The sequence below is a fragment of the Empedobacter sedimenti genome (genome assembly GCF_030005555.1).
Classification (GTDB): Bacteria; Bacteroidota; Bacteroidia; order Flavobacteriales; family Weeksellaceae; genus Empedobacter; species Empedobacter sedimenti.
This window is the reverse complement of record NZ_JASCQG010000004.1, coordinates 98320-113073: the sequence shown is the minus strand read 5'-3', so window position 1 is coordinate 113073 and position 14754 is coordinate 98320. Positions and strand designations below refer to the sequence as shown.

General features: G+C 32.7%; 11 protein-coding genes. 5 read left to right on the top strand and 6 right to left on the bottom strand.

Going from position 1 to position 14754, the window contains the following annotated elements; all coding sequences use genetic code 11:
* Positions 1–52: 52 nt before the first annotated feature.
* The gene (guaB, locus tag QHG34_RS05720) at positions 53–1513 is read left to right on the top strand and encodes an IMP dehydrogenase (protein ID WP_282629368.1); all 1461 of its coding nucleotides are present in this window, start codon (positions 53–55) and stop codon (positions 1511–1513) included.
* Positions 1514–1560: 47 nt separating this feature from the next.
* Here guaB and QHG34_RS05715 read toward each other — a convergent pair whose 3' ends face one another.
* The 3 genes from QHG34_RS05715 to QHG34_RS05705 all read right to left on the bottom strand — a co-directional run bounded on the left by QHG34_RS05715 (position 1561) and on the right by QHG34_RS05705 (position 7837).
* Positions 1561–2940, bottom strand: a complete 1380-nt coding sequence (locus tag QHG34_RS05715) for a T9SS type B sorting domain-containing protein (RefSeq protein WP_282629244.1) — start codon at positions 2938–2940, stop codon at positions 1561–1563.
* A 100-nt stretch (positions 2941–3040) separates the two neighbouring features.
* Positions 3041–4639 (bottom strand): SusD/RagB family nutrient-binding outer membrane lipoprotein, encoded by a 1599-nt coding sequence (locus tag QHG34_RS05710; protein WP_282629243.1) that lies wholly within the window; start codon positions 4637–4639, stop codon positions 3041–3043.
* Between the two features lie 15 nt (positions 4640–4654).
* Positions 4655–7837, bottom strand: coding sequence for a SusC/RagA family TonB-linked outer membrane protein (locus tag QHG34_RS05705; protein ID WP_282629242.1), 3183 nt, complete (start codon positions 7835–7837; stop codon positions 4655–4657).
* Between the two features lie 102 nt (positions 7838–7939).
* Between QHG34_RS05705 and QHG34_RS05700 the strand changes: the two genes are divergently transcribed.
* Entirely contained in the window at positions 7940–8536 is a 597-nt protein-coding gene (locus QHG34_RS05700; RefSeq protein ID WP_282629241.1) for a ribonuclease HII, read from the top strand.
* Between the two features lie 73 nt (positions 8537–8609).
* Here the strand turns inward: QHG34_RS05700 and coaD are convergent, their stop codons facing one another.
* Together coaD and QHG34_RS05690 are read right to left on the bottom strand one after the other, a co-directional pair.
* On the bottom strand, positions 8610–9071 hold the full coding sequence (coaD, locus tag QHG34_RS05695) for a pantetheine-phosphate adenylyltransferase (protein WP_282629240.1): 462 nt from the start codon (positions 9069–9071) through the stop codon (positions 8610–8612).
* A complete protein-coding gene (locus QHG34_RS05690; protein WP_282629239.1) occupies positions 9059–10048 on the bottom strand; it encodes a D-alanine--D-alanine ligase in 990 nt (329 codons plus the stop codon). Before QHG34_RS05690 ends, coaD begins: the two co-directional genes overlap by 13 nt.
* A 91-nt stretch (positions 10049–10139) precedes the next feature.
* Between QHG34_RS05690 and QHG34_RS05685 the strand changes: the two genes are divergently transcribed.
* From QHG34_RS05685 to QHG34_RS05675, 3 genes are all read left to right on the top strand, one after another.
* Entirely contained in the window at positions 10140–11102 is a 963-nt protein-coding gene (locus tag QHG34_RS05685) for a PASTA domain-containing protein (protein WP_282629238.1), read from the top strand.
* Between the two features lie 10 nt (positions 11103–11112).
* Positions 11113–12204, top strand: a complete 1092-nt coding sequence (locus tag QHG34_RS05680) for an RluA family pseudouridine synthase (RefSeq protein WP_282629237.1) — start codon at positions 11113–11115, stop codon at positions 12202–12204.
* A 68-nt stretch (positions 12205–12272) separates the two neighbouring features.
* Positions 12273–13505 carry a DEAD/DEAH box helicase gene (locus QHG34_RS05675; protein WP_282629236.1) on the top strand — a complete coding sequence of 411 codons (1233 nt, stop codon included), beginning with the start codon at positions 12273–12275 and terminating at the stop codon, positions 13503–13505.
* Positions 13506–13563: 58 nt separating this feature from the next.
* Here the strand turns inward: QHG34_RS05675 and QHG34_RS05670 are convergent, their stop codons facing one another.
* A complete protein-coding gene (locus QHG34_RS05670) occupies positions 13564–14724 on the bottom strand; it encodes a dicarboxylate/amino acid:cation symporter (protein WP_282629235.1) in 1161 nt (386 codons plus the stop codon).
* Positions 14725–14754: the final 30 nt, after the last annotated feature.

Genomic DNA, 14754 nt, shown 5'->3' with positions numbered 1-14754 from the left:
AAATAATTTTGATTCTATACATTTATCATCTAAATTTGCAATGCAAAAAGCAATGCCTTTAACAGACAAAATTCTACAAACGGGCTTCACTTTTGACGATGTGTTATTAGTGCCTGCCTACTCAGAGATATTACCGAACCAAGTATCTCTACAAACAAGATTCACAGACAATATTACCCTTAACATTCCGATTGTTTCTGCTGCAATGGATACTGTATCCGAAGCAAGATTAGCGATTGCATTAGCACGTGAAGGTGGATTATCTTTTATTCACAAAAACATGTCAATCGAAGAACAAGCGAATGAAATTGATATGGTAAAACGTTCTGAAAACGGAATGATTTCTGACCCTATTACTTTATCACGTCATCACAAGTTACAAGATGCTGTAAACTTAATGGAGAAATATAAAATCTCTGGTTTGCCAGTTGTTGAGGAAGACAGAACGTTAGTTGGTATTATTACAAACCGTGATATTCGTTATCAAGAAAACTTTGATCAATTAGTAGAAGATGTAATGACAAAAGAAAACATCATTACTTCTGATATTGATACAGATCTTAAAAAAGCAAAAGAAATTCTTTCTCGTTACCGTATCGAAAAATTACCAATCGTTGATGAGCACAATAAATTAATTGGTTTAATCACAATTAAAGATATTGACAATTTAACTGAATTCCCTAATGCTTGTAAAGACTCTAAAGGTCGTTTACGTGTAGGTGCAGGAGTTGGAGTTGGTGCAGATACATTAGAACGCGTTCAAGCTTTAGTAAATAAAGGAGTTGACATTGTTGCTTTAGATTCTGCTCACGGACATTCTGCTGGAGTTATCAGTAAAGTTGCCGAAGTTAGAAATGCTTTCCCAGAATTAGATATTGTTGGTGGAAACATTGTAACTGCTGAAGCTGCAAAAGCATTGATTGATGCAGGTGCAAATGCATTAAAAGTTGGTGTTGGACCAGGATCTATCTGTACAACTCGTGTTGTAGCTGGTGTTGGTGTTCCTCAACTTTCTGCTATTCATGATGTTTACAATTATGCAAAAACGCGTAATGTTTCAATCATCGGTGATGGTGGAATCAAATTATCAGGAGATATTGTAAAAGCTGTTGCTGCTGGAGCAAACTTAGTAATGTTAGGTAGTTTATTTGCAGGAACAGATGAAGCACCAGGAGAAGAAATTATTTTCCAAGGTCGTAAATTTAAAGCTTATCAAGGAATGGGTTCTTTAGCTGCGATGAAACGTGGTTCTAAAGATCGTTATTTCCAAGCTGATGCAAAGAAATTAGTTCCAGAAGGAATTGAAGGTCGTGTTCCTCACAAAGGATCTATCGCTGATGTTATTTATCAATTATGTGGTGGTTTACGTGCCGGAATGGGATACTGCGGAACTGCAACAATCCAAGATTTAATTGAAAACGGAAAATTTGTACGTATCACAGGTGCCGGCTTACACGAATCGCATCCACACGATGTTGTGATTACAAAAGAAGCTCCTAATTATTCAAATTAGTAAAAAGTATTATAAAAAAAGAAAAAAATAGCAAACCAAATGGTTTGCTATTTTAATTTCAATACAATATATCCTGATTTCAATGTTTCTTTCTCGTCTTTAATAATAAACCAATAAGAACCTGTTGGTAAAGTCAAATTATTCCTTTTTCCATTCCAAGGGAGAATATCATTCACAATACCATCTTCGACAATCTTTCCATATCTATCAAAAATTTGAATAATTGCATTCTTATAAAACTCTTTATTTCTAAGATTCCATGTATCATTAATACCATCACCATTAGGCGATAAAAAATTGAAACCATTGGCAATATCAAATGGAAATGGACCAAAAACGCATCCTAATTTTGTTTTATACCAAATATTAACAAAGTCAGCTGTTTGATTATAAAAAATTGGACTTTTTTGAAAATTAATTCCATCTAATGAATACATTTCAAGATTCGCATTAGGGAAAGGAATTATCGTTACACTATTTGATGTTGCAGTAACTTTTTCTATTCTTGATCTTAATTTTTCTGAAATAACATTTACTTTAACACTTGATTTACACCCCAAATCATTATCAAAATAAACTATCCACTCTCCTAATTCATCAATAGTAACATCCTTATTTTTTGATTTTAAAACGCCATTATAATACCATTCATAATTAGATTGATTATCTGGTCCGTCAATAGTAAATGGTGTTCCACAAAACTCAAATTCAGTCTGCTTCAATTGAGTTGAATAGTCTTTTAATTTTAAATCAATTGCTGAATATGATATACATTTTTTATCTGAGTCTTTAAATGATATTTTTAAATAAACTTTATGATGGTCTGTTGGATTAATTATATAATTTCTCCACTCTGAATCCTCTATTTTATTTTGATCTAACTCCATATCAATTTTACTTTTATAAAGACTAAAAAGTAAAACTCTTTCATCTATAGGAACATCAATAAAAGCTTTTATCAAAGAAATATTTGTTAAATCATATTTTTCGAAATTATTTTCTAGACAACCTTCTAATACTTCGCCACTAAGAGAAGGTGGATTTCTACTTCTAATATAAGTTACTTCTACAGGAAAAAAATTTGGGTTATTCATTGTATTCTCCATGAATTTCAAATAAAAAACTTTTCTATCTTTATTTCCATCATCAATTAGAAAAGTTCTTTTCACATTAGAATATCTTATTGTAGTAAGTAAGTTCTTATAGACAACTCCATCGTGAGTATACTTAGAATCATCTAAATCTGGATTCTGCCGATAAAACTCATCTTGAATATCACCCAAATCATCTGGTGTATCCAATAGTAAGTTAGAATCAAAATTATAATTTAAGCAAATACTTATCTCTACTTTTCTTAAATTACTTTGAGCAAAAATTAAATTAGTAAAGCTTAATAATATAAAAAAAGTCTTTATTATAAAATTCATAACCTATGTTTCATTAGAGATGAATTTACAAAAAATAAACTAAAAGAAAAAACCACTTCTTTCGAAGTGGTTTAAAAACTATTGAGGATAATTAATTTTATTATTTAGCGAAAAATAATTTTGAATTAATCTCATCGCCATTACTTAATTTTGATGAAGCATCTTTATAGTTAGCTCCATTTAATGATGGTTGAGTAATTGGATAACGTACACGAGCTGGTAAGTCTTTAGCAACAACATTACCTGACATTAAAGGAGTAAATGTATAAGTTGCTCCATTATTATCTTTTGCTGTTTGCCCTGGTAATAATAAAATACCACCTGAAGGGTAACCAGTTCTACGATACTCATTCCAAGCCTCAGCTCCTTGCATGAATAAAGCTAAATATTTTTGAGAAATAACATTCTCTTGATTAGCCGCTGGTAATGCATTTACATAAGCTGTTGCTTTAGCTGCATCTACTCCCCATTTATCCATAGAAGCTTGTACTCCTGCTTTATAGTGCGTAGCATCCCATCCGTTTAATTCTGATAAGATAAATTCTACCTCAGCATATTCCATTAAAACTTCTGCATAAGTAGGAGTCATTACATACTTAGATGCAAACGAAAGTGTTGAAGTATCATTGTTTAATGATAACATTTTATCTGGTAAACCATAAGGCATACCTTCGTATTTTGTTAAATCATTAGAATCTGAATAAGAAGCTGGATAAACTTCAGATTTTTTAAGACCTGTTGGAGCTGCATAAGCTTGTAAACGAGGATCTAATCCAAAGTTTTTCGTTGATTGACCTTTTAATAAATTAATGAATTGTTTATTCATCGCAAAGTCAGTACGCATACTTCCTGTAAAGAAAGTTGCCCAGAATGGAGATCCTTCAGCTGTTGAATTTCCAAATGCTTGAGCCGCATTATCATCATTAGATGTAAAAACTCCTTTTGCAATAGCATCTGTAATATGAGCATTTGCTGATGGTAATTTAGCTTTTACACGATTAGCGATTCTTAAACGTAAAGAGTTTGCAAACTTTTTCCATTTTGCAGCATCTCCTCCATAAATGTTATCTCCAGCAGTAAATCCAGATTGTTTAACATTAATTTGTTCAGAAGCTTCTTTTAACTCTTTTAATAAGTCTTCATAAATAACTTGCTGAGTAACATATTTTGGTGCAGCAAAATCATCAATTTGTAATGCCTGAAAATCTGCATTCTTATTACCATAAGACCAATAAGGTACATCTCCATAGCTAGATACTAATTGATCAAACGTATAAGCTAACATAATTCTCGATATTGCAATTTGGTTATCTAAATATCCATATTGCTCCATTTGAGCTGCTGTAGCTGGGTTCTTACATTTATCAATAATATCTTTAAAGTTAGAAGCTGATCTGTATAACTGAATCCATGAATTCGTTGTTTGTGTATCACGGTATTGATACTTATCTTCTTCTGTATAATTGATTTGCGCTGTATATTGCATCCAAGGCATTGACAAACGTGCTGACCACCATCCATCACGAGCACTAGACATTAAATATCTTGTAGCACCATTAAAAACAGTATACGTAGGTACAATTTCAGGGCTATTTGGATTTTCATTAAGTTCTGCTAATCCATTGTCACAAGAAGTGAACATTGCTGTAGAACCTAACAAAGTAGCCATTAACAAATATTTTCCTATATTCTTTTTCATAACTCTTTTTGTAAATTAAAATTGTAATTTAAGATTCATACCAAAAGATCTTGTTGAAGGTAATGAACCTCCTTCTAAACCTTGTACATTTCCTGAACCTCCTGTAGCAACTTCAGGATCAAAGTCTTTGTTATCTAATCCCCATGTAGCTAAGTTTCTTCCGAAGGCAGAAACCACAACATTAGAGAATGGTCCTGACCATTTTTTAGGGAAAGTATACGATAATGTAACTTCTCTTAATTTAATATAATCAGAATCAAATACGTTTTGAGAAGTTGGTCCTGCATAATAATTTCCGAAGTAATCAGAAGCATCTACTACAGTTTTATTCTCTGCAGTATTTGTTACTGTGTAAGTACCATCTCCATTAGATTTAACTGTTCCTGTAACTCCTTTAGAAATAACCCCATTTTCACGAACTCCATTAGCAGCTGTAGCTTCTAACATACCAGAGTACATACCCCACATATTTGTTAATGCAAAATATTTACCTCCTTTTTGAACATCAATTAAAGCTGATAAAGACACTCCTTTGTAAGTAAATGTATTACGGAATCCCATGTTATAATCTGGTAAAACTGAACCTAAATTTTTAACACCTGATGAAATATATAATCCATTTGCTCCTACTACTTTGTTTCCTTGATCATCATAAATAAAATCCGTTCCACGGATTTGACCGTATTTAGATCCTAACATCGCGTAAACTCCAGCTTTGAATGGTGCTGTTGCTAAAGTAATAGATTGTAAGTCTCCGTAAAGTTCTACAATTTTGTTGTCGTTTTTAGCAAAATTCCATGCAAAATCCCATGAGAACTCTTCAGTTTGAATTGGTGTAATTCTTACCATTGCTTCAATACCTTTGTTTTCCATTACCCCAGCGTTATACCATTTAGCAGTAAATCCTGTTTCTGGTGGAGTTGTATTTTGAACAATTAAATCATTTGTTTTTTGTTGATAGTAAGTTACATCAAATCCAAAACGATTTTTGAAGAATTGCATTTCTAATCCAACTTCCCAAGAATCTACCATCTCAGGTTTAAGATTTCTATTTGCCTTAGCTCCAGGTAATAAATAATAAGGATCTCCTAAGTTAGTTGTACCTGTAAAAGTATTGTTAGCGTATGTATCAATTAAATTAAATGGATCTGTATCATTTGCTACACGAGACCATCCTCCTCTAATTTTACCAAATGTTAACCAATCTTGTTTAAGGATATTTGAGAAAACAAAAGCTCCAGAAACTGAAGGGTAAAAATATGAGTTATTTCCATCAGGTAAAGTTGATGACCAGTCATTACGAGCAGTTACATCTAAATAGAAAATATCATAAAAACCTAATGAGGCTCCTGCAAATACAGAATTTACTCTTTTCTTAGATCTATAATTAGATACTGTAGGAGATGCCATTGAATTAGATAATGAATATAAATCTGGAACTACTAACCCTCCTGATGTTGCAGCATTAACATTAGATCTTGTCTCATGACGTCTATTAACACCTGCAAAAGCATTTAAACTTAAATCAGTCCATTTTTTCTCATAATTTAAACGTCCTTCATAGTTCATCTCTGTAAACTGACGAGTAAATAGTGAATATCCTGAAGTAGCTTGAGATCCAATTGCAACTCTTTCTTGAATTTGTAAATTATAGTGATCTCCATAAATAGCACCTGTAGCATATAAACCAGGTAAGATATCATATCTTAACTTCACATTTCCATAGAAACGATCACGTCTATCATCAGATGTATTTTCATTTATAATCCAATACGGGTTATCAGAATATAATGGCGTTGCATTATTCCAAGCAGTTCTGTTCCAAGATTGCTGCTCTCCTTTACTATTTTTATAGTTTTTAAGTGCTGAAAAATCTAACGAACGTTGTCCCCATTGATAAAACTTCTGAATTACAGAGTTATCTCCATATCCAAACTCAGGACGATTAAATCCGTCAGTTCTTACATAATTGATATCTCCAGAAACTTGAAATTTATCGTTGAATTTATTATCAACACCCAAGTTAAGTGTTGTTCTTTTTAAAGAAGAATTAGGTATAATACCTGTTTGATTAACATTCGATATTGCTAGTTTAGCATTCGTATTTTCATAAGACTTTGCAAAAGTTGCAGAGTTAGTATACGTAATACCTGTATTATAGAATGAGTCTACATCATGAGCTGGTGCTTTCCATTCTTTCGCAATCATGTAATTTTTTGGATCTTCTGGATTGAATGCATTCCAATGCAATACCATTTGACCATTGTATTTAGGTCCCCAAGATTCATCCATTTGATACTCTACAATATTGTATTTTTTTCCATCTACAGTAATTGTATTAAATGTATCTTTTGATCCACCTCCATAAAGTCTTTGTAACTTTGGACTAATTGCAACTTGATCAAATGAAACTCCTGTATTAACAGTAATTTCATCACGCCCTTTTTTACCTTTTTTAGTCGTAATCATGATTACACCATTCGCTCCACGAGAACCATATAATGCTGAAGCAGGTCCACCTTTCAATACATTGATAGATTCTACATCATCAGGATTCATATCAAATGCTCCATCACCATAATCACGGCCACCACCACCACTTGATGCTCCAGATCCGTTAACGTTATTGTTACTCATAGGAATTCCATCAATAACAATTAATGGTCTATTTTCTCCAGTAATAGAACGTAAACCTCTTAATACAATACGAGTCGACCCTCCTAAGTTACCTGAGTTATTAGAGATTGATAGACCAGCTACATTCCCCGATAAAGAATTTAATGGATTATTCCCTCTTGCAGCTGCAATAACATCACCTTTTACTTCTTGAGAAGCATATCCTAAAGATTTTTTCTCACGTGTAATTCCTAATGCAGTTACAACAGCACCCTCTAATTCAATTTCTTCAGATTGTTTTAAAGACACATTGTAAGATGTAGAAGTACCTACAACAAAAGTTTGTGTTGGTAATCCTACAGACTCAACTGTAATAATATCTCCTTGGTTAGCTTCTATACTGAATTTCCCTTCTTCATCAGTATAAACTTCTTTACCAGAAGAACTTTTTACAACAGCATCTGCAACTCCGAAACCATCTTTGTCAGTTACAGTACCTGTAACCGTCTTTTCTTGAGCGTATAATGAAGCTCCTAAAAGAAGCCCTCCTAATACAAACAAGTTTTTTAAATTTCTCCTCATTTGTTAAAACATTTTTAAAACTTTTATAAACTTAAGATTTCTATAACATTTACAAAACTTTTTTTTACTAAATTTTAATAACTTTGTTAAAAAAATAAAAAATTGCTTAAAGTTTTATCAAATTGGGAATATGAAGTAGGGTGTGATGAAGCAGGAAGAGGATGTTTAAGTGGACCTGTTGTTGCCGCTGCTGTTATTTTAGGAAATGATTTTGAAAATGAAATAATCAATGATTCAAAAAAATTAACAGAAAAGAAACGAAATTCCCTTAGGGCCTTCATCGAAGAAAACGCACGTTTTTGGGCTGTTGGAATTGTTTGGCCTAATGAAATTGATGAAATTAATATTCTTAACGCTAGTTTTTTGGCTATGCATCGTGCAATTGATCAATTAGATTGCCCTAAAGAAATGATCGTTGTTGACGGAAATCGATTTAATGCTTATAAAGATGTTCCACATGAGTGTATTGTAAAAGGAGATGCTAAGTATATGAATATTGCAGCTGCTTCTATACTTGCCAAAACTTATCGCGATGAGTACATGGAAAAAATTCATGAAGAATATCCAATGTACAATTGGAAAAAGAATAAAGGTTATCCTACAAAAGATCATCGAGCTGCAATAAAAGAATTTGGTGCTACAAAATATCACCGTATGACATTTAAATTATTACCAGATCAATTAACGCTAGATTTATAGTAACAAAAAAAAGGATACATTATAATTAATGTATCCTTTTTTTTGTTTTATATATAATATTATATATCGCTTATTAAATTCTCACAGTATCTGGAACTAAAATTTCATATTTACCTCCATTACGCATTACATCACGCACAATACTTGAACTGATATAGGCTTTTCCTGAAGATGTTAACAAGAAAATAGTTTCGATATTATGATTTGTAATTGCACGGTTTGTATGGGCAATTGCTTTCTCAAATTCAAAATCTGCTGGATTACGAAGTCCTCGTAAAATAAATTGTGCATTTACCTCATCACAAAAATCAACAGTCAGACCATTATAAGCCATCACTGAAACATTTTCAAATTTTGCAACAGAATCTTCAATAAACTTGATTCGTTGCTCTAACGAAAACATATAATTTTTAGAAGAATTTGTTCCTATTGCTACAATAATCTTGTCAAACAACGGAACCGCACGTTCTATAATATCTAAATGTCCTAATGTAATTGGATCAAAAGATCCAGGAAAAACGGCTACTCTATCCATGCTGAAGGTCTATTTAAGGCAAATTCTATTTCACTATCCATCAAATCCTCTAATGCAATTCCTGCAATTGCAGCTTGCTGAGGAAAAATACTTGCTGGTGAAAAACCTGGTAATGTATTCATTTCAATAAAATGAGGTTCTCCATTTACAATAATATACTCTGAACGAGAAAAACCAGACATATTGATACATTTATACGCTTTTGCAGCAACTTCTCTTACTCTTGCTTCAACTTCTGGTGTTAAACGAGCTGGCGTAATTTCATCAGATAAACCATTGTATTTTGCATCATAATCAAAGAACTCTGTGTGCGAAACGATTTCTGTAATTCCTAAAACAGTTGTTTCTCCTTTGTAGTTCAAAACTCCTACCGAAACTTCTGTTCCATCTAAGAAAGATTCAATCAAAACTTCTGTATCTTCTTTAAAAGCTTTTTGCATCGCAGCTTCAAACTCTTCTTTTTGATGAACTTTAGAAATTCCTAAACTAGATCCTGAACGATTTGGTTTTACAAAACAAGGTAAACCTACTGTTGCGATGATTTCATCTTCAGAATAGTGTTCTCCATTATTAATATAAACAGACTTTGCATGCGGAATTCCATATTTACTCAACACTGCAATACAATCTTTTTTATTGAATGTTAAGGCAGATTGATAAAATGGGCAACCATTGTAAGGCATACCAATCATTTCGAAGTAGGCTTGTAAATAACCATCTTCGCCTGGTGTACCATGAATTGTGTTAAAAACGACATCGAAATTAATTTTCTCTCCGTTTTTATCAAAAGAAAAATCTCCTTTATTGATTGGGTATTTTTCACCATCAATTTCGGCATACCAACCTTCTTTTAAGATTCGAACCCTTGTTCTGTCGTACTTTTCTGGATTTAAACTTGCAAATATTAATTCGCAACTTTTTAGCGAAATAACGCTTTCGTCCGTGTATCCACCTGCTACAACTGCTACTCTTAACATGTTTATTTTAAAATTTATTCAAATATAGAACTTTGACATCAATCATAAATATTATTTTTAAACTATATTTGTGCGACAATTAATCATTTCAATGAAAGGAGTAAAATCAATCATTCAAGTTTTGCTTAACGTAGCAATCGTTTTAGCTTTATCTTATGGGCTTTACCATTTTATATTTAACGTTTGGTTAGATTCATATACCAACCATAACGAATTTGTGGAAGTTCCGGATTTATCAAAAATGAAAATAAATGAAGCGACCGCTAAATTAGAGGAGCTTGGATTAACGTACGAAGTAGACAGTTCGCGTTTTGATCCTAATACAAAACCTTTTGCTATAATGGATTTTTATCCAACTGCACAATCACGTGTAAAAGAAGGTCGTCGTATTTTTATCAAATCAAACCCGAAAACATATCGTCCGGTTGAATTACCTGACTTAATTGGTAAATCAAAACGTTTAGCATTTACTCAATTAGAGATTTCTGGACTTAAGATTGGTAAAATTATTTACGAACCAGATTTAGCCAAAGATGCTGTACTTAAAATTTTATACAACGGAAAAATTGTAAAAGCTGGTGAACAATTGCCTCGTTTTGCTACTGTCGATTTAGTTTTAGGACGTGGAATGTTAGCTGGTGTAAGAATGCCTAACTTAATTAATTTGACTTTGACTGATGCGAAAAGATCAATCAAAGATAATTTCTTTGAAATTGGACAAGTTAAATTTATTGGTACATCTACAGATACAATTAATGCAAGAGTTGTTTATCAATTCCCTTTCGCAACGGATACTTATGATCAAGGACAACCTATTGATATTTGGTTATCAACAGAGCCAAGAGATAAAATTAGAACTCAATTACGCGAGTTAGATATACAATACAAAAACTTTGGAGAAGACACAATCAGTGGCTCTCAATACAAAGATATCGTGACGCAGCAAGCACAACAACAGATTGATGAATTGCAAAAACAAACTGCGCCAACACAACAAGAACAAAAACCACCAACAGAAGCACCAAAAGCTGCTGAAGAGGTGATAATAGAATAGAAAGATATAAATGACAGAAGATTTAGAAGACTTCTTACAAGAGGAGGACGACAATAAATTATATGAGCATTTCTCAATAACGGTTGACAAAGGTCAATCGTTATTGCGTATAGACAAATTCTTAATGGTAAGAATTGAGAACGCAACGAGAAATAAAATTCAACAAGCTGCCGAAAACGGAAATATTTTAGTTAATAACGAACCAGTAAAATCTAATTATAAAGTAAAACCTGGCGATCTTATTCAAGTTATGTTATCTACTCCTCCAAGAGAAAATGACGTAATTGCAGAAAATATCCCGTTAAATATCGTTTACGAAGACGATCAAGTTGCAGTAGTAGACAAAGATCCAGGAATGGTTGTTCATCCTGGTCACGGAAATTATACAGGTACTTTGGTAAATGCATTAAAATATCATTTTGATAATTTACCGTCTATGTCAGCGGAGTTAGAACGACCTGGTTTAGTACATCGTATTGATAAAGATACAAGTGGTTTATTAGTTATTGCTAAAACTGAACACGCCATGAATCATTTGGCTTTACAGTTTGCTGAACATACAACAGATCGTTTGTACAATGCTCTAGTTTGGGGTTCTATTGAAGAAGACGGAGGAACAATTACAGGACACATTGGTCGTCATGTAAAAGATCGTATGCAAATGGCCGTCTTTGAAGATGGTAGCGAAGGTAAACACGCTGTAACACATTATAAAGTTTTGGAGCGTTTTTCTTATGTTACATTGGTTGAATGTAAATTAGAAACTGGTCGTACACATCAGATACGTGCTCACTTCAAACACAAAGGACATCCTTTGTTTAATGATGAGCGTTATGGTGGCGAACGTATTTTGAAAGGAACAACATTCTCTAAATACAAACAGTTTATCGAGAATTGCTTCAAAGCATGTCCTCGTCAAGCATTACATGCACGTACTTTAGGATTTATACACCCAACGACGGGAGAAAAAATGTCTTTCGAATCGCCATTACCAGCTGATATGGTCGATTTATTAGACAGATGGCGCAATTATACACAGAATTCTGTTCATGCAATAGAGCCTGATGAAAAAATAGATCGTAGCGCAAAAGAATTAGAATAATAATTTTACTTATATAAAAAGCACTTCCTATTGAAGTGCTTTTTATATTTAAATTTTAAATTTATAAGATGAATTTTTCAGAACTAAATATTATTGAACCAATATTAAAAGCAATTGAAGAAGCTGGTTATACAGAACCAACAGAAATTCAAGAGCAATCTATTCCACTAGTACTAGAAGGAAATGATATTATTGGTTGTGCACAAACAGGAACAGGAAAAACAGCTTCGTTTGCTATTCCTATTCTACAAAATTTAACTAATTCTCCGAGTAAAGGACAAAAAGTAAGAACTTTGATTCTTACTCCCACTCGTGAATTAGCTATTCAAATCAACGAAAGTTTTCAGTTGTATGGTAAAAATTTACCCTTAAAACATTTAGCTATTTTTGGAGGTGTTAATCAAAATCCTCAGATTGAAGCAATCAAAAATGGTGTAGATATCTTAATTGCAACGCCTGGTCGTTTATTGGATCTGATTGGACAAGGACATTTAAAAGTCAATCAAATTGAGATTTTTGTTTTAGATGAAGCAGACCGAATGTTGGACATGGGATTTGTACACGAAGTACAAAAGATTTTAGAAATCATTCCAAAAGAAAGACAATCACTTTTCTTTTCGGCAACAATGCCAAAATCAATCCGTAAATTTTCTCATTCAGTTCTTCGACGTCCAAAAGAAGTCAGCGTAACACCAGTTTCTTCGACAGCAGAAACAGTTGAACAAATCGTTTATCACGTAGATAAAGACATGAAAGTAAAACTTTTGGTCAGTATTTTAAACGATCATCCAGAAGATCGTACCTTAATTTTTACGCGTACAAAACATGGTGCAAATCGTTTGGTTAGACATTTGGAAAAAGCTGGAATTCCGTCTGCTGCTATCCACGGTGACAAATCACAAAATGCTCGTCAAAGAGCTTTGAATGAATTTAAAGAAGAAAAATTAAAAGTTTTAGTCGCTACAGATATTGCTGCTCGCGGAATAGATATTGACCAATTACCATTTGTTGTAAATTACGAGTTACCAACAGTTCCTGAAACTTATGTACATAGAATTGGGCGTACAGGGCGTGCTGGGCGAGAAGGAAAAGCAATTTCTTTTTGTGCTGCCGACGAAAGAGGTGATTTAGCAAATATTGAAAAATTAATTGGTAATTATGTGACAGTAGTTAAAACGCCAAAGGAATTTTATAAGTTGCCCGAAACAAATAGTAACAATAATTTCAAAAAAAATAATACAGGTTTTAAACCTAAAAAAGATACGAAACCAAAGAAACCTCATCGAGGAAGAAGAAAATAATTCATAAAAAAATCACTTCGAAACGAAGTGATTTTTTTTGTTTTATGATGGATAAAAATTATTTCTTCTCTGCATATTTATCTACAATCATACTCAATGCGCCATCAGTTGTAATATTACATGCAGTTCCGAAACTATCTTGTAATGCAAAAATAGTCAAGATTAAAGCGACTCCAGCTTCATCAAATCCTAAAACATTTGATATTAATCCCAAAGAAGCAACAACTGTTCCACCTGGTACTCCTGGTGCACCAACAGCAAAAACGCCTAAAAGCAAGACAAAAGTTACCATTGTTCCTAGATCAGGAATATGACCATATAAAACTTGCGAAACCGTCATTACAAAGAAAACTTCTGTCAAAACTGAGCCACATAAATGTGTATTCGAGAAAAATGGAATCGTAAAGTTAGAAATTGTTGGTTTGATCACTTTACTATCATTCACCGCTTTTACTGCAACCCCCAAAGACGCGGCCGAAGACATTGTTCCAACTGCTGTTAAATAAACTGGTGGATAATATTTTAATAGTTTGAATGGATTTGTTTTATGATAAAATCCTGCAATTGTATACATTAATGTCATCCAAATAAAATGACCGACAATAACGATTAAAATTACTTTTAAGAAAACTGGCAATTGCTTTTCGATAGAGCCTTCGTAACTTAAAATTGCAAAATTTGCTGCAATAAAAAAAGGTAAAATCGGAATCAAAACTTTGTTTACCAAAAGAACTACAATATCTTTGAATTGGTCAAAAATCTTTTCTAACTCTTTCGCTTTTGTAATCAAAATTCCCATTCCCAACATCAACGAAATAACCAACGCTGTCATCACCGAAAAAATTGGTGGAATATCTAATTGAAATAAAATTTTCGGAACTTCTCGCAACGAATCTACAGAAGTTGGAATAGATAAATTTGGAATAATTTGATAACCGGCAATCATCGAAAATAAACCTGCTCCTATTGAAGATAAATAGGCTATTAATAATGAAAAACCTACAATTCTAGCTGAACCTTCGTTCAATTTTGTAATTGATGAAACAATGAAACCAATTACAATTAACGGAACCAAAAAGAAGATTAATTGTCCTGTAAAATACTTTAAAGATAAAACAACTTGAATTGAATTTTCGTTCAGATAATTTCCTAAAAACAAACCGGCAATCACACCCAAAAGCAATCGAAATAATGTATTGCTCACAATCTTTTTTAACATTTGACACAAAATTTGCGACAAATATAAACT